This window comes from Desulfitobacterium sp. LBE, from assembly GCF_007830365.1.
Classification (GTDB): Bacteria; Bacillota; Desulfitobacteriia; order Desulfitobacteriales; family Desulfitobacteriaceae; genus Desulfitobacterium; species Desulfitobacterium hafniense.
On the sequence record NZ_VLKD01000001.1, the window covers coordinates 3,707,311 to 3,732,157 of the forward strand.

Consider the following 24,847-nt stretch of genomic DNA (forward strand, 5'->3'; position numbering starts at 1 on the left):
AATAAACAAGACGGTTTGTCTTTCTTTATCATAGCCTACTGTCACGATAGCTTTTAGAAAAGATTCTCTGTTGGTCAGTCCTTGGAATTAAAGGTGAAGAGTCAATCCGGTGTCATATTTCTTCTCATCGATAATGAGAGAGACTTTGAACTCACCTGCTAAACCTTCCCGGCTGACAGGAAATTCGACGGCTCGATCGTCGGATTCCAAGAAAGTTCCTACACACATGGCCAGGAAAGGACGTTTGGTAGTGGGGATAAAATAGCTGTAAGCTTCTTCTCCTTCCAATTGCAGGAGAACCATTTGGCCTTTTTCAAAGCGAGCTTTAAATATAATGCGATCTTCTTCTAAACCGACTTTTACCCCATAACCTTCGGGGACCATGCCGCCTTCTTCTGTGGGAGGTAGGGTGAGGAATTTTTCGGTAACTCCTAAGGTTCCCAATATCTCACCTTGACCAAAGGTTAAGATGTCTTCAGCACAATAAAGTTTTAGCTTTTCAGCCCGGTAGTAGTTGGCGGGAAGCTGCATTTCGTACATGACCACATCATCTTTGAGCTCCACAGTGATGGAGTTGAATTCCGTATAGTGAAGATCATCCCCTACATATCTGGAGGGAGGGGTGTCGCAGGTTTCCCCTTTGTATTTTCCTATCCCGCCGGAGTGGACCAGATAATGTCCTTCTCCGTAGTACTCCACATTGCAGATATACGTAGAAAAGAATTCCGCTCCCCGTTCTTTGCCATACTGCCAAACTTGCCGGATTTCCATTTTTTCTGTATCGATTCTGTAACGCACACCACGGGAGAAATTGTCTTTAGCAGGAACATAGTTTTCCTTTATCTTGGCTCTCCAATGGCCATTGTCGAAACACATGATATCCCCGTCAGGGAGAACCACACAAGCATGCTGCTCATATTGCCAGTCGAAATCTCCATCTCCCACAGGTTTGAAGAAGTACTTATCCACCATATCCTGGGGCCAGCCTTCCGGGTCGCCGATGATCCAATTGAGTTTACCGGTTTCATAGTTGATGTTGATCACGGCATCTTGGTGACGTCCGGAGAGAGTTAAGGAGTTGGTTTTTTTGTCATACCAAACGGCGTTATTATGGAACCAGTCGTGTTGATCCTGGCTCCCCGATCCACCGACAGGATATTGAGGGAGAATTTGTTGATAATCCCATTTCTTAAGGATTTGCCCGGTCTTGCGGTCAACCAGGACGCACATGTCTTCCACGGTTCCCCGGGGGGGATCCTGGGTCAGGATGAGGAGGTTGCCGTCTTCCATTTCGAATTGGTCATGGTGGTAACCGCCGGGGAGACGATACTCTTTATAAATCTTGCCGATGATACCCAATTCGTAGAGACCGGTGGTATGGTAGGGGGGCAACATGAGGCGATCCGTACCGATCAGAAGGCGACCGTTCTTCACCCGTTTGAGGTCGAAGGCAAAGTTGATAGGTGAATACCAGCGGACTTCGCCGCGATAGTCATAGGCTGCTGTCATTGCCGGTGACGTAGGGCTGACAAACATCATATTATCCTGGAAATACTCCGGCGTTGTCGAGAACAGGGTGGGTTGCTTCACTTTATCAGGAAGTTCGTCGGTTTTGATCTCGAGGGTGTTTTTTTCCCCATTGGCTAAAGCAAGCTCTATTTCATTTTCATAGTTTCCGTAAAGACCGTAGACAGGAAGGATATGTTCCTTGGCTTCAGGGAAGTCAAAACGGATATTCCCAGCTTCTTCCTTGCCTTTAACGGTAATGGATACAGTGGTGGGCTGTTCTGTTTCAAATAGGATCAGGGCGGTTAAGGGAGCGATTAGATAAGGATTTAACTTGACATAAGGCTTTTGAAAGGAATAGCCGCCCTTCTGATACTCTGCTAAAAATTCTTGTTCCGCTCGATACTGGCTCGAAATAATGTGTTCGAATTCTTTGTACTTTACACTCATGATAGACCTCCTAAGAATTTATTTGATAGTTTTGAGTTTCCCTTGGCAAAAGAAGTGGATTAGAAGAGGAACTTAGCAATTTGATATCCGATTAAGGCATAGATCAATAGACCGGCAAAACAGATGGGAAAGCCAAATTTCAGAATGTAGTTTAATTCGATAAGATCCTTCCGGGCGTGCATCATGCCTGCATAAGGAGAAGCCGCTGGAGTAAGAAAAGCAAAGAAGGCTCCCATAGTAAGGCACATGGATACGGCCACAATATTTAGAGCGGGATATTGGTCGGCAAAGGCAAGCACGACGGGAAGCAGGATAATGGTCATGCCGGCATTGTTGGCGAAGTTGGTGGTGATGAGGATGAAGATCAGGAGCAATCCCACAAAGACTAGTTCCGGTTTGTCACCAAGGAGGGGCTGAAGGATCTGGACCAGCCATAGTTTAATTCCGGTAGCTTCATTGGATACAGCATCGGCGCCGTACATAGCCGCAGCCACCAGGAAATAGATATCCCAGGATAGACTTTTGGCGGCGACTGCTTTATAGGGGAGGGCCGGTTTCCCGCCAATTTGAATGACCATTAGGACAATGACGCAAATGAAGGTCACACCCAGAGTTCCCATTTTGTTAAGTAAGGCGGTTATAGCCCAGGCTTTGGGCAGAATACTTGGAGCCATCAACAAGACGATATAGGCAAGAATGGATCCCAGAAAGAGCTTTTGCTGCAAGTTCATGGGCGGGAGAGGGTTTTTCTTAAACTGTTCAATATTTACATTTTTAAATGAGGACAAATCGACTTTAAAGACAAATCGCGCCAGGAGCATTAGGGTAAAAATCATGATAAGGGACATAACAATGTTAAAGGTTACATAGGACACATAGTTCACTTGAAGACCGGAAATTTTTTGGAAAGTGCCCACAACCGCCAGGGCGGCGCCTTTAAAGGGGAACATGGGTTGACCGAAGGTAGCGGCCATATACACGCCAAAGATAGTAAGGGCATAGGCTTTATCGCCCTTTTCGACTTTAAATTCGTTAAGGAACTCAACAGCAATAGGCCAAAGAATCAGCAAACTGGCCAAAGGACTGGTCAAACCCGCAAGGAAAAAAGAAGAGAGAAAAAATACGGAGAGAAAGATGTAAGGCTTTCCATTAATCACTTTTCGTGTTAAGAACCAGCGGGCCAAATACTGGGTACATCCTGCATACTCCACGGCAGCGAAGAGAACCATGGAGATCATGACCAAAACAACCACTTCATTACCAAAGGCACTGAGGGCTACGTTTTTGATACTATCAAAGCCACACATAGCAAGAAGGAATAAACCTAAGAGACTGGGCCAAATGCTTTCTACGGCAGACCAGAGATAGACCATGCCGACGAAGATCGCCAGAACATGCATGCCGACTTCAGTGATGGGGCCGATGGGATCGAGAAGAGGGAATAATACCATAAAACCGATACCGATCATACTGTGGATAAGAGTCATGTTTAAAGAACCTTTTTTCTCAATTCCGGGTTTATTATTAAGCATGTTTTCACCCCTAATAATTATTTAAGTTGAGTTCTGTAAAGGGTTTACTTTATCCGGGTTATCTTGCCATGATCCCCCCAGTCGTCCATCATCTTATTCCTACTTTCACAAACAGTGTAGCAACAGGGTTAAATAAAAGAGATAACATACGCTAACAAAATGACGAAAATTTGATTTGATTATCCTTTTTATTTGGAAATCTTATGGGTCTAATTCATTCTCCTCTGGGTAAAGATAGTCCTAGAGGTGATGATGTATGTGGGGATTGAAAATCTTATCCGCAGTTCTTAGTGCAGGATTAATCTTATTTGGTGGGAGTGTTTTGCTGGCTGAGGGACAAGAAAGCTCCGCAGCAAAGGGCGGGCCGGTTCTAAAGACCCTTGAGGATTTCCCCAGTCCAATTCAAGGAAAGCCCCTGCGTGTGGCCGGGGAATATTATTCTGAAGAATTAGAGACCACTCTTTTTCACCCCGGAACGGATTATGCTCAAGCTGAGGGAGCTGTTATTCGGGTTAAACATGCCGGAAGAGTAACTTATGCCGGACCGGATCCATTCCTTGGTCATAAAGTTGAAGTGGATTGCGGTGAGGATTGGAGTGTCATCTATGGCGGGTTAAAAAATCTGCGTGTAAAAGAAGGGGATTGGTTGGACGTGGATCAGGCCATCGGGCAGATCGGCTACTACCCGGATATCTTCGGAACTATTGAACAAACTCATCTTCATTACGAGGTCCGGCATGGGGATCTGGTTCAGGTAGATATTAATTAAACAAGACTTCTTTCAGTCAAACGCGGGTTAGTTCAGTGATAATCTAGACGAAAAGAAGGGGACCACTGCAGGCTTCCGATTGAAAGCCGGCAGTGGTCCCTTTTTTCTTAACGGTGTGATTTGACTCACGCTGAACGGGAGGGATTTTCGGTACGATTTCCTTATGTTGCATTAGATACACTTTATTCGCTCCATTCAATGCTTCATTAGGAAAGGAGGGAATTAAGTTGGATCTTATGGATAGTGCCCCAATTATGGAAAATGGTCAAAAGAAAAGTAAACTCATTAACTATCTGGTTAAATTTAAGGGACATAAAAGAATCACGCCCCTTGTTTCCCCTGCTCCCTTAGACATTCTGATTACCTTGCTTGGCACTATGTTAGGTATCTCATTCTTAAGCATCTTACTGTTTATTTACGAGATTCCGATGCTGGCAGCCTCCCTGGGAGCATCAGCGGTCTTAGTCTATGGAGTTCCTGATGCCCCGCTGTCTCAACCACGCAATGTAATTTTAGGGCATACGTTTTCGGCAAGTATAGGGGTATTAACCTATCAGATTTTTGGAATAACATGGTGGTCGGTGACCTTAGGCGCGACTCTTGCTATACTGGTCATGTTGTTAACGAAAACCACTCATCCGCCGGGTGGGGCAACGGCCATGCTCGCCGTGCTTAATGGTGCCGGCCCCATGTTTATTGTTGCCCCAATGATCTCGGGCAGTATCATCTTGGTTTTGGTTGCAGTATTAGTCAATAATTTATCACCTAATCGGAATTACCCGCGCTATTGGTACTAAGCTAGAGGGAGAGGGTGTTATTGTGTTTGCCAAGATTCTTGTTCCAACGGATGGATCGGAATATTCCCGCAGAGCATTATTAGCAGCTTTAGAGATGGGCAAAAAATTTAATGGGGAGATTATACTGCTCAATGTGCTGATGACTCCTGAGGCGCTGGGGTATCTGCTCAGCGAGGATGCAACCGTGGTGCAACAGCAGTTTAATCCTAACGGTGAGGCCACCTTAGCGGCTACAACTAAAAATGTGGATCTGGGAGGAGTAAGGCTGACTTGCCGAGTAAAACCTGGTTACCCTGCCTTAGTAATCTTGGAGGAGATTGTCAGTGAAGATATCGATTTGGTTGTCATGGGTTATCGTGGCTATACTTCCCTGGCCGGAACATTCATGGGGAGCGTAAGTCAAAAGGTTCTCGCTAAAACATCAAGGCCGGTGCTGCTTATTAAGTAAGAATTCCGCCCTGAAACCCTTTGCCCAAATGGAGCGATTTTAACAAAATGGAGTGGAAAGCAGAAGAGCTCCCCTGATAAACTAATAGTATCTTTACATTAAATTGCGCCCAAAGGCGCTTTTTTTAAAAAAGAGGGTTAGCGGAAACTAACTCGAATAGTGAAGGAGGGAACGCTTTACCGTGGATAACACACTCCAGACCAAAGATCTGATCAACGTAGGACTATTTACTGCCATTTACTTTGTAGTGTTCTTTGTGGTGGCCATGGTGGGATACATACCGGTCATGCTGCTGGTCATTCCTTTTCTTTGCCCCTTGGCGGCGGGGATTCCCTTCATGCTCTTTCTTACCCGGGTGCAGAAATTCGGCATGGTCACTATCATGGGAACCATCCTTGGGCTGCTTATGTTTATCTTCGGCCATCCCTGGCCTTGTATCCCGCTTGGCATTGTTTGTGCTTTGCTGGGAGATTTTATCTTAAAGGGCGGCAGATACAGAAACTGGACTTCCATCCGCATGGGGTATGTGGTGTTTAGCGAATGGCTGATGGGTTTGATGTTCCCTTTGTTCTTTATGCGGGAATCTTACTTCGCCACTATTCGGGACGGTTATGGAGATGCTTATGCAGATAGCTTGATGGCCATTACTCCTACCTGGTTTTTTGGGTTCTTTGTTTTGATTATCGCTTTGGGAGCTTTAGCCGGTGCCTATCTGGGAAGAGCTGCTTTGAAAAAGCATTTTGAGAGGGCGGGAATTGCCTGAATGAATGGAGTAATTTTAGGTAAGGGCACAAAGACCCGGTTTTGGCTGGATCCCCGAACTAAGTTTATGATGCTTCTGGTCGTTAATATTGTTTTGGTCACCGGAGGATTCAGTGGTCCCTCGGCGGTGCTTCGGCCTGCTTTAGCTCTGCTGCCGTTTTTCTTGTTGCTGGTGGAGGGACGGCATCATCCGGCGCTGCTTTACGGGCTCCTTATACTGGGGGCTTTTTCCGCTGAGATCATGCTAATCAGCCGTAGTCAGGGCATGTGGAATCTGATGATAGTCATCTTCACCGGTGTCATTACCCGTTATCTGCCTGGCTTGGTGATGGGCTATTATGTGGTTACTACCACGAAAATTGCGGAACTTATCGGGGCGATGGAAGGTCTGGGCCTGCCCCAAAAAATCATTATTCCTTTTGCAGTGATGCTTCGCTTTATCCCCACGGTGGTTGAAGAAAATGCGGCCATCAATGACGCGATGCGGATGCGCGGGATCAGATTGGGAGGACAACGTCCGGGAGCTATGCTGGAATACCGGCTGATACCCATGATGATGTGCACTGTAAAGATCGGGGAAGAGCTTTCCGCGGCGGCTTTGACCAGAGGCTTGGGCAGACCTGTTAAGCGAACCAATATCTGCTCCATTGGCTTTGGCCTTATGGACTGGCTTATCATGGTGATTACTTGGGGAGCCCTGGCAATTTGGCTGGTAATGTAGAGGTGAGGAAGAAATGATTGAGCTTAAACAAGTATCTTTTGCTTATGGAAACGGTGAGAGAGACAGCGGGCTTGAGGATATTGAGCTGAAAGTTGAAGAGGGCGAATTTCTCCTGCTGTGCGGCGGCTCCGGCTGCGGGAAAACCACTTTAACACGTCTGCTCAACGGTTTAATTCCCAACTTTTATGGAGGGGTCCTTAAGGGACAGGTATGGGTCGGGGGCCTGGATGTTGCTAAGGCCCCTCTCTATGAGACGGCGGGGAAAGTAGGTTCGGTGTTTCAGAATCCCCGCAGCCAGTTTTTTAATATGGACACCACCGGTGAATTGGCCTTTGGTTGTGAAAATATGGGTCTGCCCCTAAAGGAGATTTGCGCCCGGGTGGAGAGGATTGCCCTTGAATTAGGATTAGAGCCTTTGCTGGATCGCAATATCTTTGCCTTATCAGGAGGAGAAAAGCAGAAAATTGCCTGTGGCGCTGTGGCGGCGCTGGGGCCTCAGGTTTATGTCTTAGATGAGCCCTCTTCCAATCTGGATGCTTTGGCTATCGAAGAATTACGAGCTCTTTTGACCAAGCTGAAGGCTCAGGGCAAAACCGTGATCATTGCTGAACATCGGTTGTACTATCTCCGTGAATTGGTGGATCGGGTAATCTATATGAAGAAAGGACGCATTCAGCAGGAATATTCAGGTCAGGAATTCCGCGCTTTGCCAAGGGGGGAACTGGATGCCATGGGGCTGCGTTCTTTATCCTTGGAGGGTTTACTGGAGGACGCCCCGCTACATTTACCAAGGACTGAGGGGGCCATTGCCTTGTCCGGCTTTTCCTTCGCCTATCCCCGGGGAGGCCGGAGCCTGGACATTAGGGAAACATTGTTCCCCCAAGGGGCGGTGGTTGCAGTTACCGGCCACAACGGAGCGGGAAAATCCACTTTGGCACGGTGTCTATGCGGTCTGGAAAAGAGGTGCCGCGGCAGGGTGGGGATGCAGGGGGAGAGTCTGGGAAGGAAGGAACGATTAAAGCGTTCTTATATGGTCATGCAGGATGTAAACCATCAATTATTTACAGAGAGCGTGCTGGATGAGGTGCTGATTTCCATGGGGCATCCGGATGTGAAGCAGGGGGAGGAAATCCTTAAAGGCCTCGATCTGTTGCAGTTCAAAGAGCGCCATCCCATGTCCCTATCCGGAGGCCAAAAACAGAGAGTTGCCATTGCTTCGGCGATAGCCTCCCGGCGGGAATTGATACTTTTTGATGAACCCACCAGTGGACTGGATCTGCTGCATATGCAGGGAGTAGCCCGGAGTCTGTCTCAATTAGCCGGGATAGGGAAAAGCGTCTTGGTTGTTACTCATGATCCGGAATTTATCCTGTCCTGCTGCACCCATATCCTGCATATGCAAGAAGGGAAAATCATTGATAACAGACCTTTGGATGCTTGTGGCAGGGGAAGGATGCTCTCCTATTTTCTTGAGGCGGTAAAGGAGCCTGGAGAAAGAAGGGAAAGGGTGGTGTGAACAGGATGACTTTAGAAGAAGCCGCTGATCTGGGGAAAAATGTGTCACCCATAGACAAGAGTGAAAGCTGTACCGTCTTCAGGCTTCAGGACAGCACCGGAGACGGTTTAATGAGGGTCTATCCGGTTTTTCCGGGAGTGAGCCTCCTCTATAATGATTTCCATCTGGAATCTTGTACGTCCTATTTTCGTCCCGGAACGGACATGTTTTGCATTGATCATTGTCGGGAAGGGCGGTTGGAGTGGGAGATGGAGGATGGCAGGTGTCAGTATATGGAGGCCGGCGATCTGCAGATGAGCACCCGTGTGGATCATGCCGGAATGTTCCGTTTTCCGCTGCGTCATTATCACGGCATCACGGTTGCCCTATGTCTTGAAGAGGCCGGGGCAGTGCTGCCGGGAATATTGGCAGGTTTTTCAGTGGATGTGAACGCCCTTCGGGACAAATTCTGCAGCAAGGGCCAGCTCTTTATTATGCGGGCAGGGGCAAGCATTGAGCATATTTTTTCCGAGCTTTATTCCGTACCGGAAACGATTCGGGACACCTTTTTTAAAATTAAGGTTCTGGAGATGCTGCTTTTCCTGAGTACCCTGGAGATTCCTGAAGGAAGCAGGGAAAGACCTTATTTTTATAAAACTCAGGTCGAAAAAGTTAAGAGTGTTATGGCCTTGATTACGGAAAACCCCCAGCACCATTACACTCTGGAGCAATTGTCCGTTGAGTTTGATTTTCCCATTACCGCTATGAAAAACTGCTTTAAAGGAGTGTATGGAACCTCGATCTATGCTTATAGCAAGTCCTACCGCATGAATGCCGCGGCTATCAAACTCCGTCAGACCAAAGAAAGCATCACAACGATTGCTCAGCAGATGGGCTATGACAATGCCAGCAAGTTCGCCGCCGCTTTTAAATCGGTCATGGGCATGACTCCGGCGGAATACCGAAAATCCATTGTCTGAATGGAGTGCCGATATCTGGAACGGAGTGGTAAGGAAGTAAAAATAAAGGTATTTTAAAGATGGTTAGCAGATGCTAATCATTTTTCTTTAGGAGGGGAGAACATGAAAAGCAAACAAAGAGGAACCCTTGCCACTATTTTTTATTTTGCCCAGGAGTGCAGGAGCAGAATGGTCCTTTCTGTTTTATGCGCCCTAATCAGTGTGGCAGCCGGTTTGGTTCCCTTTTGGGGTGTATACCAAATCATGATGCTCTTTTTTGGCGGGTCACCGGGAGCAGGGGATATTTTGTTTTGGTCTGGGATAAGTGTGGGGGGTTATGTGCTCAAGATCCTTTTTTATGGGATTTCCACCACCTTATCACACCGATCAGCCTATCAGATCTTAGAAAATATCCGTCTGGGAGCGACAGAAAGACTGATGTCCGCTCCTTTAGGGGAGGTCCTATCCCAACGGGCAGGAAAAATGAAGAACATCGTTGTGGACCGGGTAGAAACCATTGAACTGCCGCTGGCCCATATGATTCCTGAGGGCATTTCCAATTTTCTCTTTCCCTTAGCTATTTTTATTTATCTTGTTTTTATCGATTGGCGAATGGCCTTGGCTTCCCTGATCTGTGTACCTTTGGGAGCCATCGTCTACGGGATAATGATGAGAAACTTCAACAGTCAATATGCCGCCTATATGGAGGCCAGCAATCATGTCAACAGCATCATTGTGGAATACGTGGAGGGGATTCAGGTGATCAAGGCTTTTAATCAATCCACGGAATCCTATGAGAAGTTTGCCGGAGCAGTCTCCTCCTTCCGGGAATTCACCTTAGCCTGGTTTCAGAGCACCTGGAAGCTGATGAATCTGGGCAATGCGATTCTTCCTTCCACTTTGCTGGGAGTTCTGCCCGTGGGAGTGCTCCTTTATATCGAGGGGAGCCTGACTCCTGCTGAACTGACTCTCTCCATGATCCTGTCCTTAAGTATGGTGGCTCCCGTGACCTGGTTTACCGTTGCCGTCAATGAATGGAAGGCTGTTCAGTATGCCGTTAAGGATGTCAATGAGCTCCTGGAGCTCCCCAGTCTTCCGGATACAGCTTGCCCGGTCCAGCTGGCCTCTTTTGATGTAGAGCTTAAAGACGTTTCTTTTGCCTATAAAGAGAGCAAAGGGGATGTGCTCCGGGGCATCAATCTCCAAATTCCTGAGGGCAGCTATACGGCCTTGGTCGGTCCCTCCGGCGGGGGGAAATCAACCATTGCCCGGCTGATTGCCCGGTTCTGGGATGTGGGTAAGGGCTCTATCACCATCGGCGGCACGGACATCCGGAAAATTCCCCTTGCCCAGCTTTCCCAGCTGGTCAGTTTCGTCACTCAGGATAACTTTCTCTTCAATTGCTCTTTGCTGGAGAATATCCGCCTTGGCCAACCTACGGCCAGGGACGAGGAAGTCTATGCAGCCGCCCGAGCTGCCCAGTGTGAAGAGTTCATCTCCCGCCTGGAAAAAGGCTGGGCCACTCCCGCCGGTGAAGCCGGCGGCAAGCTTTCCGGGGGCGAACGCCAGAGAATTGCCATCGCCCGGGCCATCCTAAAGAACGCTCCTATCGTCATTCTCGATGAAGCCACAGCCTTCACCGATCCGGAAAATGAGGATAAGCTGCAGCGTTCCCTTGCTGTGCTGACCAAGGGGAAAACATTGCTGGTGATAGCCCACCGGCTATCGACCATAAAAAACGCCGACCAAATTTTTGTTCTGCAAGAGGGAAGAGTTGTTGCCGGGGGGACCCAGCAGGAACTTCTGGAAAAATGCGCCCTTTACCAAGATATGTGGCGGGCTCATACCGGGGCAAAAACTTGGGCGGCCAACAGCGGCAGGAAGGGGGAAATAGCCCATGCTTAAAACCATGCGCCGGCTGGTTGCCTGGACCGGAACCCGGAAAAATCGTCTGTACTGGGGATTTTTTTGGTCTTTTATCTCCACACTATTCACGGCTATGTCTGTTATGGCGGCTGCTTATGTCCTTAACCTGATGCTTGAGGATCAGGCCGGCCGGTTTGAACTGACTTCCATCTGGGCTCTTTACCTGCTGATTTTTATGGTGTTCATGATTTTGGGACGATTTTTCTTCTCCTATCTAAGGGCTGTTTTTCAGGAAAGTGTAGCTTATGAAGTGACCGCGGAGGAACGGATGAGCATCGGCAACCTGCTCAAGAGGGTTTCTTTAGGTTTCTTTGATCGCAATACCACCGGGGAGTTGGTGGGGGCAGTGACCACCGACCTATCCTTTGTGGAGATGTTCGCCATGAAAATGATCGACTCTGTGATCGGGGGATATGTCAGTGCCCTGGCCATGATCCTCTGCGTAGCCTTTTACAGCTGGGAGGTTGCAGTGATTTCAGTCCTGGGCACCCTATTATCGGCCTTGGCCCTGGGTCTGATGGGATTTTTCAGCCGCCGGAATGCGCCTGTTCATCAAAAGGCGCAAAATGAGATCATTGCGGCTACCCTGGAATATATACGGGGTATTCCCGTGGTTAAGGCCTACGGGAAGGAGGGAGTCTCGGTGGAAAGCATACACCGGGCCTATGGGAAGCACCGGCAGATCAATGTCAAGATTGAACAGGAGTATGTTCCCTGCAACTGCCTCCATCTTTTGGCTCTCAAATCGGCATCGGTGGTCATCGTGGCGATGTCCGCTTTTCAGGCGGTCCAAGGAAGTCTGCCCATCCCTGTCTTTCTGATGTTGGCGGTGTTTTCCTTTATGATTTTTAACCATGTGGAACAGATCAACAATGCCACCCACGTTCTGCAGGTGATTGGCCCAACCCTGGATAAACTGGAAAAGATCAAGGAAGCAGAGTTTATTGATGAGAAGGGCGAGGACAAGGTATTGGACAACTACACCATAGAGATGGCGGATGTGGTCTTTGCCTATGAGCAACGCAGGATTCTGGACGGAGTCTCTCTGACTGTTCCTCAAAATACGACGACGGCTATCGTAGGGCCTTCAGGCAGCGGCAAGACCACCATCTGCAATTTGATTGCCCGCTTCTACGATGTGGATTCCGGGAGTATTCGTATTGGAGGTACGGATGTGCGGGAGCTGACCTGTGATAGTCTCCTGAGCAATATCAGCATGGTTTTCCAGAATGTTTATCTGTTCCAGGACACCATAGTCAATAATATAAGATTCGGGAAGCCGGATGCCACCATGGCAGAGGTGACTGAAGCGGCCAGGCAGGCCCGTTGCCATGACTTCATATCAGCTTTGCCGGAGGGCTATAACACCATGGTGGGAGAAGGAGGCTCCTCCCTTTCCGGGGGGGAAAAACAGCGGATTTCCATAGCCCGGGCTATCCTAAAGAATGCCCCCATTGTCATTCTGGATGAGGCTACCGCCAGTGTGGATCCGGAAAATGAGCATTTTATTCAGGGGGCTCTCAGTGCCCTGACTCAGGGCAAAACCATCATCGTCATCGCTCACCGTATGCCCACCATTGAACATGCCGATCAAATTCTTGTTCTGGATGAGGGGCGCATCATTCAAAAGGGCACCTATAAGGAGCTGGTGGCCCAGGAGGGGTTGTTCCGGCGCTTTATCACCATTCGCCGGCAGGCTGAAAGTTGGAGTATCTAGTTTCACTGCCCATTAACCAATCCAGAACGTTCACATGCCGGATGCCGTCGTAATCCCGGTTGACGATAATATCATCCAGTGTCAGCAGCACCTTAGGGTAGTTGTCCCTGATCTTCTGAAGGGGTGCCAGTTCACGCTCCAGTGTCCTTTCATCCATCACCGACGCCGCTACTTGGTAGTAGGTGACGCTTGCCCCATACTGTGCTACGAAATCCACCTCGCCGCCGGGCATTTGGCCCATATAAATCTGGCAGCCCCGGCGCAGCAATTCCAGGTACACCACATTTTCCAGCAAATGCTCTAGGTCCGGACGGCGTTTGTTGCTCAGAAGCAGCTGGCGCATCCCCAGGTCGGCCATATAATATTTTTCCAAGCTGGCAAGATATTGCCTGCCCTTGATGTCGTACCGCTTGACCTGATAAATCAGCAGGCTGTCCATCAGCCCTTGCAGGTATTTTTCCACAGTACGGGAATCCACCTTGCGCCCGGAGGAGGTTAGGGTGTTGGCGACTTTGGTGCTGGACAAAAGGCTGCCGATATTGTCAAAGACAAATTTGATCACGTCCTCCAGCGTCATCACATCGGCAATTCGCTGCCTGGTGACCACGTCCTTTAAGAGAACTGAGCTGTAAATACCCCGCAGGTACTCCAGAATATCCTTTTCACTGCCCGTGAGCTGGAGGGCGTAGGGGAAAGAACTGTCCCGCAGGTAGCAATCAAACAGCTCCCGCCGGGGCAGCCGGTTACCCTGCACCGCCATGCCTTCACTATACTCGGCGAAGGAGAGGGGCAGCATCTGGAGTTTTACATAGCGCCCGGTCAGCAGCGTAGCCAGTTCTCCAGACATAAACCACGCGTTGGAACCGGTGATGTAAATGTCCACATTTTTTTGGATGAAAAGACTGTCCACTACTCTTTCAAACTGTTCCACATGCTGAATTTCATCCAGAAAGATGTAGTTCATACGATCAGGGAGCAGCAAAGGTCTGAGATGGCTATAGAGTTCACGATAATCGGTCAGGTGCTCGAAATTCAGCTCTTCGAAATTGATAAAAATGAGCTGGGATGATTCGATGCCATTTGCCAACAACCAATCCCGGTAAATTTCAAACAGAGTGGATTTGCCGCAGCGGCGGATGCCGGAGACCACCTTGATGATCTGCCGATCTTTATTGCGGATGAGAAAATCCAGATAAGTCTGTCGGTTGATACGGTACATGGGAGGCACCTCCTTGACGCTATTATATACATTATAATGCAGTAATAGACAAGGATGAATAAGTTTTTGCATTGGAATGAAAAAGAAAAGGGTTTTTGGAATACACTTCCAAGAACCCTTTTCTTTTAAACGTTTAATCAGGAAGTAAATGTTTTTAGGGTCTCCCCTTACCTGCTATGATAAGGAGTTGGTATCCACCCAGTCTTTAGCCTCGGCTACGGAATCCTCTGTGGGAATGGCTACCTTGGATTCGGCTTTCAATTCCTTGATATCGGCCCGCCAGGCGGCCGTATCATGCCGTTCAACGGGGTTAGCCATGAACTTTTCTTTGGATTTATTTTCGTTCATAAGTGAAGCCTCCTTAAATTCCATCCTGGATTTTGCCTCCGGGTTTAGTAGGGCATTTCCGCCATGCGCTTAAGGGTCCGGTATTTATCCTGGGCATGCTCCTCCGCCGCTTTGAACATTTCGCCGGCAATTTCGGGGAAGACGTTTTTGAGTGATGAATAGCGGATTTCTCCTTGGATAAAGTCCTGGAAGGAGCCTTTGGGCTCTTTGGAATCCAGGATAAAGGGATTTTTGCCCTGTTCCTTAAGACGAGGGTCATGACGCCACAGGTGCCAATAACCGGCGTCCACGGCCTTCTTCATCTGCGCCATACTGGTACCCATCCCTGTCTTGATGCCGTGGTTGATACAGGAAGCGTAGGCGATGATGATAGAAGGGCCTTTATAGCTTTCGGCTTCGGCAATGGCTTTCAAGGTGTGGTTCATATTGGCCCCCATGGCAATTTGCGCGACATAGATATAGCCATAGGTGGTGGAGATCAGGCCCAGGTCTTTTTTGCGGACTCTTTTACCGCCGGCGGCAAATTTGGCGATGGCTGCCGTTGGCGTGGCCTTGGAGGATTGGCCTCCGGTATTGGAGTAGACCTCTGTATCAAAGACAAAGATGTTAATGTCGTCCCCGCTGGCCAGGACATGGTCCACCCCATTGTAGCCGATGTCATAGGCAAAGCCGTCGCCGCCGAAGATCCAGACGGAGGGTTTAATCAGATAGTCTTTTTTAGCCATGATTTCCTGAAGGAGGGGATTGCGGTCAATATTCTCTTTTTGGAGAGCTTCCAGCAGCCGTGCGCTGGCCTTTTTGGACCCTTCACCTTCAGCGAAGTTATCCAGCCAGTCCTGGCAAGCTTCCTTCATTTCGCCGCTGATGTCGCTTTCAATTAACTGACGCATTACTTGAGCGAGTTTTTCCCGGATTTGCTTGGAGCCAAGATACATACCATAACCGAATTGAGCATTGTCTTCGAAGAGGGGATTCATCCAGGCCGGCCCTTTGCCCTCAGCATTGACGGTATAGGGCACGGAAGGAGCACTGCCTCCCCAGATGGAGGAACACCCGGTGGCATTGGCAATAATCATACGATCGCCATAGAGTTGGGTAATGAGGCGGGCATAAGGTGTCTCACCGCAGCCGGGACATGCACCGTTGAATTCCAGCAGGGGCCTTGCCAGCTGGCTGCCGAAGAGGGTCTTGACATCCAGCAGATCCCGCTTTTCCGTAACGGTCATGGCGAATTCCCAATTTTCGGCTTCCATTTCGATTTCATGATCGGCAGGCTCCATCACTAAAGCCTTGCCCGGTGCGGGACAGATATCGGCGCAGTTGCCGCAGCCGGTACAATCCAGGGGAGATACTTGAATCCGGTAATGGTAGCCTTCCAGCTTTTTGTTGATGGGTTTCTTGGTTTTAAAGGTATCCGGGGCTTGGGCTGATTCCTGATCGTCCAACAGGAAGGAACGTATGGTGGCATGGGGGCAGACATAGGCGCATTGATTGCATTGGATGCATTTATCGATCTGCCATTCAGGCACATAAACCGCGATTCCCCGTTTTTCGTATTTGGTGGTGCCTAAGGGGAAAGTGCCGTCTTCCCTGCCCACAAAAGCGCTGGTGGGCAGGTTGTCCCCTTCATGGCGGGCCATGGGGCGCTGAATATCTTTGACGAAAGCAGGCTCCTCTTTGATGGGCATGTTTTCATCAGGAACATCGGCCCAGGCTGGGGGAACGTTGACCTTGATCAGGGATTCAATCCCTTTGTCCACTGCCTTTTCGTTCATTTCTACAATCTTGGCGCCTTTTTTGCCGTAGACTTTATGGATAGAATCTTTTAAGTAACGAATGGCGTCTTCGATAGGAATAACGTTAGCCAGCTTAAAGAAAGCGGACTGCATAACCATGTTAATACGTCCGCCCAGACCGATCTCGCCGGCGATGGATATGGCGTCAATGAGGTAGAACTTAATATCATGTTTAGCGAGATAGCGTTTCAGATAGGCGGGCAGGTGATCTTCCACTTCCTCGGGGGTCCAGGAGCAGTTCAGGACAAAGGTGCCGCCTTTCTTCAGGCCTTTGACAATGTCATAGTTATAAATAAAGGATTTGTTATGACAAGCAATATAGTCGGCATCAAAAACCAGGTAAGAGGATTTTATGGGCTGCTTGCCAAAGCGTAAGTGGGAAATGGTGGTGCCGCCTGATTTTTTACTGTCATATTCGAAATAACCCTGGACATTAAGCTCCGTATTATCCCCGATGATCTTAATGGCGCTCTTGTTGGCCCCTACCGTTCCATCTGAGCCCAGCCCCCAGAACTTGCAGCGGATGGTTCCTTCCGGAGAAGCGTCGATGATCTCTTCTTCAGGCAAGGAGGTGTGGCTGACATCATCGATAATCCCGATGGTGAAGCGGTCTTTGGGTTGGGCTTGGTTGAGGTTTTTAAAGACGGCCAGGATCTGCGAGGGAGTGGTATCCTTGGAGCCTAAGCCATAGCGGCCGCCGACGATCACCGGGCGGGTTGCTTGATGGTTAAACATTTGGATGATGTCCAGATAGAGGGGCTCACCGGTGGAGCCAGGTTCTTTGGTGCGATCGAGGACGGCGATTTTTTTCACGGACTTAGGCAGGACATCGAAGAAATACCTGGAGCAGAAGGGGCGATAAAGGTGGACTTTGATCAAGCCCAAGCGCTCCCCTCTTTGCGCCAGGAAGTCGATGGTTTCTTCGATGGTGGTGCACACTGAACCCATGGCCACGATAATGTTCTCAGCATTGGGATCGCCATAGTATTGGAATGGATGGTATTCCCGTCCGCTGATTTTCTTGAATTCTTTGAAATAGTCTTCAATAATATCAGGGACTGCTTCATAGAAGGGATTGGAGACTTCCCGGCCTTGGAAATAAATATCCGGGTTTTGAGCCGTGCCTCTTAAAACCGGGTGGTTAGGGTTGAGGGCATTATCCCGGAATTGCTGAATCTTTTCGTAATCCACTAATTTAGCAATGTCTTCATAGGGAGTGACTTCGATTTTCTGCACTTCATGGGATGTTCTGAAGCCGTCAAAAAAGTGAAGATGAGGAATCCGTGATTTGATGGCGGCCAGATGAGCTATGTAGGCCATATCCATGGCTTCCTGAACATCGTTGGAACAAAGCATGGCAAAGCCTGTTTGGCGGCAGGCATTAATATCGGAGTGGTCACCAAAGATAGAGAGAGCATGAGTGGCCAGGCCCCGGGCGCTGACATGGAAGACGGCGGGCACCAGGTTTCCGGCCATCTTATACATTTCCGGGATCATCAGGAGCAGGCCCTGAGAAGCGGTATAGGTTGTGGTCAGGGCTCCGGCTTGCAGGGAACCATGCACTGCGGCTGCGGCCCCCGCCTCGGATTCCATCTCGACCACTTTGACAGGCTGATCAAAGATATTTCTGTGATTGTGGGCAGACCATTCGTCCACTGCTTCAGCCATGGGCGAGGAAGGTGTAATGGGGAAGATGGTCGCCACCTCAGTCAAAGCATAGGACGCTTCGGCTGCGGCTTGATTGGCATCCATCGTTTTCATTTTCTTTGCCACGAAACTACCTCCTTTAAAACAATGAGCATTTGGATTTAGGCTTAGTATTCGTTATTGGGAAACTCTCATACATTTTTTTGCGCTTTTGCTTGAATTTCAACCTATGCCGGGACCTGGCGAAAAAAGAAAACCGTTTCGAGCCTGACGGCATAGAAACGGTTTTAGTCTACAAGCTGGATTAAGCTGAATCCGGGGTCATAGATCCCCGCCTATAAGAAGATGGGAGTCATAGTGGTGTTTAAGAATAAATAGCTGAACAAAAGGATTTAATTTTTACCGCGTGAACAGACGATTAGAAGCGCCGAAGGCCCCTGCATTCCCAAGACCACCGAAACCAGCACCACCGAAGCCGGCATTCCCAAAACCAAAGTTACCGGTATTAGCGAAACCCCGATCAACAGTAACGTTGCGTGTTATCTGTTGAACATAGGGTTGAGGAACATCAACGATATTCTGACGATTAACCGTCACGACGGGTTGAATAACGGGGATCATTCTAGGGGTAAAAGTATCCCTTACGCAGTATTGTGGCGGGCAACAGATTGGTTTACCAACGCAGCCATACATTGCGAAACACCTCCTTTTTATATTACAGTGTATGATGCAAAAACCAAATTGGCAATGATTTACAATTTTTTCTGCAAAAAAATCTTATTTTTGAGTTATACAGCATTTACCAGTCGAAGACATCCTTCTGAGGATGTCTTTTTTGATTTTAAGTGCATATAAATGTATAAAATTTCGGTGCAAAAAAGGAGGGCTCAGGGTGCAGGAATATATCCGTAAACGGGTACTCGATATTGGCAATTATATAATGGAATCGAGCGCCACAGTAAGACAGACAGCAGATATCTTCGGAGTGAGTAAATCCACTGTTCATAAGGATGTCACGGAGAGGCTACCCCTGATCAATGAAAAGCTGGCTATGGAGGTTAAGCAAATACTGGAAAGCAATAAGGCAGAACGTCATATCCGGGGTGGTGAAGCCACTCGGAAAAAATATCAGGAGAGCTGAAAGCAGGTTTAGCAGGTTTATTTAGATAAATGTTCGGGAACTATAAGAAAGCAAGTTTTTCTGGATCATAAGGGGAAATATTAAAGGAATTAGTATAGTTTCATCGAATAAAAGAATGTGGTATATTATGTATAATCTCCCGCAGGGGAGATTGTACTTTTCGTTTAGGGATATATCGGAAAGATGGTTAAAACCAGGAACAGAAAATCAAGGCAGTCAGTGATGAGTGAAGATGGACAAGCAGAAGAGTAAGAAAGGGGTACCACTTAAATGTTCGGTATAGACTTAGGAATTGACTTAGGAACGGCCAGTGTTTTGGTCTTCGCCAAAGGAAAAGGAATTGTTCTTCATGAGCCCTCGGTTCTGGCCATCGATAAGAATACCAATAAAAAAATAGCCGTTGGGGAAGAAGCCAGAATGATGCTGGGGAGAACACCGGGGAATATTGTGGCTGTTCGCCCGATGCGGGATGGTGTCATCGCCGATTATCAAACCACAGAAATCATGCTTAAATACTTTTTGGAAAAGGCGGGGGCCCGGCGTTGGCCTTTGTTTAAGACCCGGGTGGTGGTCTGTATCCCTTCAGGAGTTACCGATGTTGAAGAGCGGGCAGTAAAGCAAGCCGCTTACCAAGCCGGAGCCAAACAGGTCAAAGTCATTGAAGAGCCCTATGCGGCAGCCTTGGGAGCGGGATTGGACATCTCCGGGCCTACGGGCAATATGATCGTGGATATCGGTGGGGGAACGTCGGATGTGGCCGTTCTTTCCCTGGAAGGGATTGTCACCAAGCGCAGTTTACGGGTCGGCGGCGATAAATTTGATGAAGCCATCATCCGCCATATCCGGCGTGAATATAACCTGATGATTGGGGAGCGGACAGCGGAAGAAGTAAAGATTGCTGTCGGTGCGGCTATTCCTGAGGGACGGCCTGATCATGCTGAAATCGATGTGCGGGGCAGGGATTTGGTCACAGGTCTTCCCAAAACCATTAATGTCAACTCCAAAGAGTGTTATCTTGCTCTGGAAGAAAATGTGGAAGCCATCGTGGGGGCGGTGAAGGAAGTACTGGAGCGGACTCCCCCTGAGCTTTCCGCCGATATCTTAAGCAAAGGAATCGTCATGACCGGAGGCGGAGCCCTGGTCTACGGGTTTGACACCCGGATTTCCAGGGAGACCGGTCTGCCGGTAACTCTGGCTGAAGATCCTATCTCATGTGTTGCTTTAGGGACAGGCAAGGTTCTGGATCAAAGCTTTTAGGTCACTGACATCAGGCAGTTTTTCAACAATACATAGAATTCTGGTGAAGACAAGCTTTACAGCCGAGGAAAGGGGCACTATCCGGTGAACAGATCGGAGAAGCTATTTCTCGGCTTTTTCTTTAGGAATGTGAATGTTTTAGTTTGGAGAGGTTTACCATGAGAGCAGATATACTTGGCGTAAAAGTGGACCGGGAGTCGATGGCGGAAACCGTCCTTAAAATCCGAAAAGCAGTAGAGGAACAGAGGCCCATTCAAGTGGTTACGGCTAATCCGGAGCTGATCTATGCTACGGGAAGGGACGTCCGCCTTAAGCAGCTGATTAATTCAGCTGAGGTTGTGACCCCGGATGGGGTAGGTGTGGTCTGGGCGGCCAAGCGCCTGGGCCATCCGGTAGCTGAGCGGGTAACAGGGATTGACTTAGTTGAAGCCCTTTTCCCCATAGCAGCTGAACAAGCCTGGGGGGTCTTTTTTCTGGGCAGCCAGCCCGGTGTTGCTGAAAAGGCAGCTGAGAAAGTTGCCGAAAAGCACCCCGGTTTCCGGTGGCAAGCAGCTCACGGCTATTTCAGCCGCGAAGAAGAGCCGGCCTTGCTGGAGCAAATCCGCGAATTTAAGCCGGATCTTCTTCTGATCGGTTTGGGAGCACCCCGTCAGGAGTTTTGGATGTTTTCCCATCTTGATTTAAACACGGTCAGCATTGGTGTGGGGGGCAGCTTTGATGCTCTGGCTGGAATCAACAAAAGAGCTCCCCAGTGGATTCGCCATATCCGCCTGGAGTGGCTCTATCGTTTGCTTAAGCAGCCCTCCCGTTTGAAACGTCAACTGGTTCTTCCTCGCTTCGCCTGGAAGGTCATATGCTCCGGTAAGGAGCAAAAGAGAACCCGGAAAGTAAGGTAGTATTCCTTGCCAGCGGCAGCTTAACACTTTATTTTTCCGCACCGACTAAAGACGGCTCCCCTAGGCGTACTAATGAACAGGAGGTTGAAAAATGCCTGAATGGGAATTCAAATGGTCCTGGGAGAAGATAACACTCGACCCACAGGCCAGAGAGGACTTTTTACAGGAGTCTCAGCCTTTTATTCGTCATGTTTCCATTCAGACGTGTCATCGCACTTTAGAATGGGGTAGAGATGAAGAATTATCCGAGGCTTTAATCGCCTTTAATGAAGCTATTGAACATTATGAAGAAGAACGAGGCGTGCCTTTTTTAGCCTATGCCCGGCTCCTGATCAAACGCCGGCTTATTGATTATTACCGCAAGCAGCGTTTGCGGGAAGCCTTGCCTATGGATCAGGATGAGGTAGGGCAGGCTGTTGATATTCATGTAGGGCTCCAGGAATTTCGTGAACGTCAGCAAAATCAGGAAAGAGCGGCTGAGATTCAGGAATTTTCCTTAGCCCTGAAAAAATATGGCCTATCTTTTCAAGTCCTGGCTGAAGTGTGCCCCAAACACCGGGATAGCCGGGAAACTCTGCTCGGGGTGGCCCGAACCCTGGCACTGTCTCCGGAGTTATGGCAGCAAGTGGAGAAGACAGGCAAGCTCCCCATGCAAGCCCTGACCTTAAAGACCAAAGTTCACCCCAAAGTACTGGAACGGGGGCGGAAATATATTCTGGCGGTAGCCTTATTGATTGCTAATCAACATGATTATATTTACTTAAGGGAATATGTACTCCCGGAGGAAAGGAGGGCTGAAGGATGAGCCAAATTAAGGCTGTTGTCTTAGAGAAACATAAGAATTCCATTACCGTACTAACAGGGGATGGAGCTTTTCAAACCTTAAAGTACAAAGGGGATGCGGAGGTCGGGGAGGAAATCCAATTGCCGGTCCAAAGCAGCGCAACCTTTTGGCGAATAGGGGCAAGTGTCGCTGCGGTAGTTCTGCTGGCATTGATGGGGATTTTCGGATGGAATGCCTGGCAGCCAAGGACCGCAGTGGCCATGATTTCTCTGGATATTAACCCCAGCCTTCAGCTTACCGTGGATCAAAAGGGAGAAGTTCTGGAGCTGGAATCCCTGAACTCCGAGGCTGAACAGCTGGTCACCGGACTAGCCCTGAAAGGAAAGTCATGGGGAGAGGCTTTGAATAAAATTATTCAAAAATCGGTGGCCTTAAATTATTTGAACGAAGAAGAAAACTGGGTTGTGGTAGGATATTCAGCCGCGGCACCGGACCAAAAGGAGCCCTCCGCCAAATCCAGTACGATTAATACTGAAGCAATAACCCAACAAGTTCAACAGGCTGTGCATGAGCAAGGGCTTAAGCCTACCGTAGCGGTCTATGAATTGACCTCTGAGCAAAAAAAGCAAGCTCAAGAGACGGGGCTCACCTTGGGAGAGTATGCTTTAGCAGATACTGCTCAGAAGGCAGGTATTAAGGTAGAGCCTAAGGATTTAAAAGCGAAGGAAGAGCGAGCCCGCTTATTGGAAACTCCGGAAATTCAGGAGCAGATGCGTAAAGATAAGCTCATTATTGAAGCCATGAGTAATAAAACCAATCAGGGTGAGGGCAAGGATAAAAAGGAAGGCTACGGTAAAAGTAAGTGGTATAACCTGGATAGAGAGAAAAATAATCAAAAAAGTACCAAAGAACAGCCCAGAAACAGCATAGGCAATCCAAAGCCTTCCCAGGACAGCAATAAGAGCAGCAATAACGATGACAATAAGAACAACAATAAGAACAAGAATAAAGATAGGAGTAAAGATAAGGACAAAGATAGAGATTACGGTTCCGGCACGAAAGGGAAGGGAACCGACAAAGGGGATGACCTGGAAAAAGGCCAAGACAACAGGTCTGATAGGACTGACAACCAAGGGAACAGTGACCGCAATAATGATCAAAATACCGACAAAGAAAAGCGCGGGGAGAAAAAAGGGGTTCCCGACTCTGATCAGAAGCAAAGCCCAAAGCAGGATGAACCAGCAGAAAAGGCCGGTAAGAGGGATAATCAGGATACTAAACAAAACAGCAATCGCAAAACTGAAGGGGATTCTCGAAATAGCTCCCAGAGTAACTGGAATTTTGGGAACTTCCTGAGAATGAACTATAGTCAACGTACTTAAATATGAAGCTCTCCTGAGGCAGAAGGTTCCATCGGAACTTCTCCCCGGGAGAGCTTTGTGCTGTCAGCATCTTTTTAATACTTCTTGATAAAAGTTCTCAGTTTGTCTGAGCATTTCCTGAACTCTGAAGTCCTGCCAACGCTGAGCGCCGGAGTCCAGGCAAGATTGAGCGAGCTCAGGGTTCTGGAGAAGGGTGCGGCAGGCCCCGGCAAGTTCCGCCGGTTGTCCCGGGGGAATCAAAAGGCCATCCAGAGAGGGGCGAATCAGTTCCGGTATCCCTCCCACAGCAGTGGCGACAAGAGGCAGATGAGCTTGCATGGCCTCAAGCAGAACGAGGCCCATGCCTTCGCTTAGGGAAGGGAGAATAAAAATATCCATAGCGGGCAGGGTTTGATAGGCATCGGGGAGATATCCTGTAAAAGTGTGGGGCAGCTCCCAAGCCTCAGCCTGTTCCTCAAGCTCCCTGTGCAGAGGTCCGTCGCCGATGATCAGAATATGGAGATGAGGGAACTGGGGGCGTAAGATGTGAGCAGCTTCTAAAAGCGTGTGAAGCCCTTTGGTGGGATGCAGCCGGGCGACGCTGCCGAGAACCAGGGCATCCTTGGGTATACCCCATGTCCGGCGGAAGCTTTCCCGCAATTCCCCCCGCCGCTCACTGGTGGCCAGCTGAGGCAGAGGCGGGATGCCATTATAGATGGTGCGGATTCTTTGCCCGCCGCGACGGGCCACTTCTTCAGCCAAAGCTTCGGAAACGGTGATAATCCCGGAGGTCAAGGGCAGGGTCAGCCGGTCTAAAGCCAGGGCCAAGCAGGCCGCGGCAGGTGAAAGATAATCCCGCTTTAGGGAACTGTGAACCGTGCTGACCACAGGTAGTTTCAAGCAACCTCCGGCCAGTCTCCCCAAAAGATTGGCCCGGGAGCCGTGGGTATGGATGAGAGAGAACTTTTCCCGACGTATATCGGCCATAAGCTTTGGCAAAGGGGATAAATCCAGAGCGTGCTTCATGGGAAAACGCAAGGTAGGAATGCCTTTCTCTTCAGTGGAGCGGGCGAAAGGCCCATCGATTAAAGAGCCTGAGGTTAAGGAAAAGGCAGCTTTATCGATCCCTTGCAGCAAGGTCAGGACATGCTGTTCGGCGCCGCCGATTTCGCCGCCGCCGATTAATTGCAAAATTTTATAGGTTGGCACGGGGATTCTTCCCTTCTTCCCGAAACTCGGTTATACTAAAGTATAAGCAAATTGTGACTAGGTATCAAAATAGTGGTTTTGAGCAAAAACGAAGCGTATAAAAATGT

Annotated in this window: 21 protein-coding genes; 14 read left to right on the forward strand and 7 right to left on the reverse strand. The window is 48.8% G+C overall.

What is annotated here, in order from left to right:
* Positions 1-87: 87 nt before the first annotated feature.
* Both DESLBE_RS17670 and DESLBE_RS17675 read right to left on the reverse strand, forming a co-directional pair.
* Positions 88-1,956 (reverse strand): aryl-sulfate sulfotransferase, encoded by a 1,869-nt coding sequence (locus DESLBE_RS17670; protein WP_172625448.1) that lies wholly within the window; start codon positions 1,954-1,956, stop codon positions 88-90.
* 59 nt (positions 1,957-2,015) lie between these two features.
* The gene (locus DESLBE_RS17675) at positions 2,016-3,488 is read right to left on the reverse strand and encodes an SLC13 family permease (protein WP_144677733.1); all 1,473 of its coding nucleotides are present in this window, start codon (positions 3,486-3,488) and stop codon (positions 2,016-2,018) included.
* Between the two features lie 256 nt (positions 3,489-3,744).
* Between DESLBE_RS17675 and DESLBE_RS17680 the strand changes: the two genes are divergently transcribed.
* The 9 genes from DESLBE_RS17680 (at position 3,745) to DESLBE_RS17720 (ending at position 13,082) form a co-directional block, all read left to right on the forward strand.
* Positions 3,745-4,257: a M23 family metallopeptidase gene (locus tag DESLBE_RS17680; protein ID WP_144677734.1), complete on the forward strand. Its 513-nt coding sequence runs from the start codon at positions 3,745-3,747 to the stop codon at positions 4,255-4,257.
* A 227-nt stretch (positions 4,258-4,484) separates the two neighbouring features.
* Complete coding sequence (locus tag DESLBE_RS17685; protein WP_144677735.1) at positions 4,485-5,054, forward strand: HPP family protein; 570 nt, start codon at positions 4,485-4,487, stop codon at positions 5,052-5,054.
* A gap of 22 nt (positions 5,055-5,076) precedes the next feature.
* Complete coding sequence (locus DESLBE_RS17690; RefSeq protein ID WP_011462216.1) at positions 5,077-5,502, forward strand: universal stress protein; 426 nt, start codon at positions 5,077-5,079, stop codon at positions 5,500-5,502.
* 181 nt (positions 5,503-5,683) lie between these two features.
* Positions 5,684-6,265: an MptD family putative ECF transporter S component gene (locus DESLBE_RS17695; RefSeq protein ID WP_144677736.1), complete on the forward strand. Its 582-nt coding sequence runs from the start codon at positions 5,684-5,686 to the stop codon at positions 6,263-6,265.
* Positions 6,266-6,985, forward strand: a complete 720-nt coding sequence (locus DESLBE_RS17700; RefSeq protein WP_005815503.1) for an energy-coupling factor transporter transmembrane component T — start codon at positions 6,266-6,268, stop codon at positions 6,983-6,985.
* 13 nt (positions 6,986-6,998) lie between these two features.
* Positions 6,999-8,501, forward strand: a complete 1,503-nt coding sequence (locus tag DESLBE_RS17705; RefSeq protein ID WP_144677737.1) for an energy-coupling factor ABC transporter ATP-binding protein — start codon at positions 6,999-7,001, stop codon at positions 8,499-8,501.
* A gap of 5 nt (positions 8,502-8,506) precedes the next feature.
* Positions 8,507-9,460, forward strand: a complete 954-nt coding sequence (locus DESLBE_RS17710; protein ID WP_015945452.1) for an AraC family transcriptional regulator — start codon at positions 8,507-8,509, stop codon at positions 9,458-9,460.
* 102 nt (positions 9,461-9,562) lie between these two features.
* Complete coding sequence (locus DESLBE_RS17715; protein ID WP_144677738.1) at positions 9,563-11,344, forward strand: ABC transporter ATP-binding protein; 1,782 nt, start codon at positions 9,563-9,565, stop codon at positions 11,342-11,344.
* Entirely contained in the window at positions 11,337-13,082 is a 1,746-nt protein-coding gene (locus DESLBE_RS17720; protein WP_144677739.1) for an ABC transporter ATP-binding protein, read from the forward strand. The genes DESLBE_RS17715 and DESLBE_RS17720 overlap by 8 nt, the downstream gene beginning before the upstream one ends.
* On the opposite strand, the gene DESLBE_RS17725 is transcribed toward DESLBE_RS17720, so the two are convergent.
* The 4 genes from DESLBE_RS17725 to DESLBE_RS17740 form a co-directional block, all read right to left on the reverse strand.
* Entirely contained in the window at positions 13,045-14,301 is a 1,257-nt protein-coding gene (locus DESLBE_RS17725) for an ATP-binding protein (protein WP_144677740.1), read from the reverse strand. The genes DESLBE_RS17720 and DESLBE_RS17725 overlap by 38 nt on opposite strands.
* Positions 14,302-14,475: 174 nt before the next feature.
* Positions 14,476-14,649, reverse strand: a complete 174-nt coding sequence (locus DESLBE_RS17730; RefSeq protein ID WP_018212086.1) for a DUF3787 domain-containing protein — start codon at positions 14,647-14,649, stop codon at positions 14,476-14,478.
* 44 nt (positions 14,650-14,693) lie between these two features.
* Complete coding sequence (nifJ, locus tag DESLBE_RS17735) at positions 14,694-18,218, reverse strand: pyruvate:ferredoxin (flavodoxin) oxidoreductase (protein WP_144677741.1); 3,525 nt, start codon at positions 18,216-18,218, stop codon at positions 14,694-14,696.
* A gap of 273 nt (positions 18,219-18,491) precedes the next feature.
* Positions 18,492-18,785: a hypothetical protein gene (locus DESLBE_RS17740; protein ID WP_144677742.1), complete on the reverse strand. Its 294-nt coding sequence runs from the start codon at positions 18,783-18,785 to the stop codon at positions 18,492-18,494.
* Between the two features lie 199 nt (positions 18,786-18,984).
* On the opposite strand from DESLBE_RS17740, the gene spoIIID reads away from it, so the two are divergent.
* The 5 genes from spoIIID (at position 18,985) to DESLBE_RS17765 (ending at position 23,552) form a co-directional block, all read left to right on the forward strand.
* On the forward strand, positions 18,985-19,233 hold the full coding sequence (gene spoIIID / locus DESLBE_RS17745) for a sporulation transcriptional regulator SpoIIID (RefSeq protein ID WP_014795808.1): 249 nt from the start codon (positions 18,985-18,987) through the stop codon (positions 19,231-19,233).
* Between the two features lie 270 nt (positions 19,234-19,503).
* A complete protein-coding gene (locus tag DESLBE_RS17750; protein WP_005815540.1) occupies positions 19,504-20,490 on the forward strand; it encodes a rod shape-determining protein in 987 nt (328 codons plus the stop codon).
* Positions 20,491-20,648: 158 nt separating this feature from the next.
* Complete coding sequence (locus DESLBE_RS17755) at positions 20,649-21,386, forward strand: WecB/TagA/CpsF family glycosyltransferase (protein WP_144677743.1); 738 nt, start codon at positions 20,649-20,651, stop codon at positions 21,384-21,386.
* 91 nt (positions 21,387-21,477) lie between these two features.
* On the forward strand, positions 21,478-22,191 hold the full coding sequence (gene sigI, locus DESLBE_RS17760; protein WP_144677744.1) for an RNA polymerase sigma factor SigI: 714 nt from the start codon (positions 21,478-21,480) through the stop codon (positions 22,189-22,191).
* Positions 22,188-23,552 (forward strand): anti-sigma factor domain-containing protein, encoded by a 1,365-nt coding sequence (locus tag DESLBE_RS17765; RefSeq protein WP_144677745.1) that lies wholly within the window; start codon positions 22,188-22,190, stop codon positions 23,550-23,552. Before sigI ends, DESLBE_RS17765 begins: the two co-directional genes overlap by 4 nt.
* A gap of 63 nt (positions 23,553-23,615) precedes the next feature.
* Here DESLBE_RS17765 and DESLBE_RS17770 read toward each other — a convergent pair whose 3' ends face one another.
* Positions 23,616-24,740, reverse strand: coding sequence for a glycosyltransferase (locus tag DESLBE_RS17770; protein ID WP_144677746.1), 1,125 nt, complete (start codon positions 24,738-24,740; stop codon positions 23,616-23,618).
* Positions 24,741-24,847: the final 107 nt, after the last annotated feature.